Genomic DNA, 1,255 nt, shown 5'->3' with positions numbered 1-1,255 from the left:
GGGTGCGGGCGGGATGTCCTTCGTGTGTACGGCCGGCCCGTTGCCCTCTCGGGTGCGTACGGCCTTGAAGGGGATGCGTTGGTGGTCGAGGAGGGTCTTGACGATCTTGGTGTTGGGGAGCTGTAGGTCGTCGCGGAGGCGGGTGAGGAGGACGCCGTTGTCGTCGCCGACGAGGCGGCGGAGAGCTTCTGCGACGTCCGGCGGCGCCTCTTCCTCGTCCTGGCCATAGTTGGTGGGGTGCTTCTCCCGCCATGTGCGGGCCTTCTGCCAGCCGAGGGTGGCGAGGACGCCGGTCACGATGTACGCGGTCTCCGGGAGGACGACGACGATCGCCCACATGGCACCGAGGAGGATCACGGTCAGGATGAGCTTGGCGGTGCGCTCGCTCATCCGATCGGGCTCCCCCGCCTCCGCGTCCTCCCCCGTGTCGGCGGTCTCCTCGGTCTGCAGTTCCAGGTCCTCGTCAGTGCTCACCGAACACCCCGGTGAAGCCGATGCCGGCGAGGTTCACGCCGGAGCCGAGCGGGATCGCGGCCACGCCGGCGACGTTCCCCGACAGGGCGACCAGGACGCCGGCTACGCAGCCCAGGAGGATCTTCGACTTGGACTGTTGCGGACCCCACTTGAGCAGGCCGAACAGGACGATCGTCAGCAGGAACACGATCACGTACCCGCCCGGCGTCAGCGCGAGCTGCCGCGCACGCGTCACGTCCGGCGCGCTTCCGCCGACCCCCCAGACCAGGCCGAGATATCCGGCGAGGTTGCCTGCCCAGAGGGCGACCCAGGTGACGGCGCCGAGGAGGGAGACAGCGCCGAGCGCGGCAAGCGCGGCGAGCATCCCGTACAGCTTGGCGAGGACGAAGGGGACGAGGGCGCCCCAGCGGTGCTTCTCCCTGAGCCACCAGCGCAGCAGGAAGGCCAGGTCGATGCCGACTCCGAGGGCGACGCCTCCGAGGTTGATGGCCATGTACGGCATTTTCAGGTGCTCCAGACGGCCGCGACGTAGGCGGCAGCGAGGGTGATCAGGGCGAGGGTGCAGGCCGCGGGGCCGAGGTAGAGGAGGGGCGTACGGCGGGGCGCCAGGGCGTGCAGGCCGACCGCGCTGAGGAACGCGGCTATGGGCCAGATGGCGCTCACAGCCACTCCCGGGCGGCGATCACGGCGGTGGCGATGAGGGTGGCGACGCCGAAGAACCGGCACATGGCGCGCGTCTCGGTGTCGGGGTGGTTCCAGCCGGTGATCCCGGCGAGCAGCC

Annotated in this window: 3 protein-coding genes; all 3 read right to left on the bottom strand. The window is 70.3% G+C overall.

From position 1 onward, the window contains the following. Positions 1-474: hypothetical protein (locus AOK08_RS39425; RefSeq protein ID WP_157877000.1), on the bottom strand; the 474-nt coding region annotated here is incomplete at its 3' end. Further along, positions 464-967 carry a hypothetical protein gene (locus AOK08_RS39420; RefSeq protein WP_157876999.1) on the bottom strand — a complete coding sequence of 168 codons (504 nt, stop codon included), beginning with the start codon at positions 965-967 and terminating at the stop codon, positions 464-466. The genes AOK08_RS39420 and AOK08_RS39425, both read right to left, overlap by 11 nt. 11 nt (positions 968-978) lie before the next feature. Beyond that, a complete protein-coding gene (locus AOK08_RS46220) occupies positions 979-1,137 on the bottom strand; it encodes a hypothetical protein (protein WP_157876998.1) in 159 nt (52 codons plus the stop codon). Between the last annotated feature and the right edge of the window lie 118 nt (positions 1,138-1,255).

It is taken from the genome of Streptomyces graminilatus (assembly GCF_001418565.1).
Classification (GTDB): Bacteria; Actinomycetota; Actinomycetes; order Streptomycetales; family Streptomycetaceae; genus Streptomyces; species Streptomyces graminilatus.
This window is presented reverse-complemented; position numbering and strand designations above follow the sequence as displayed.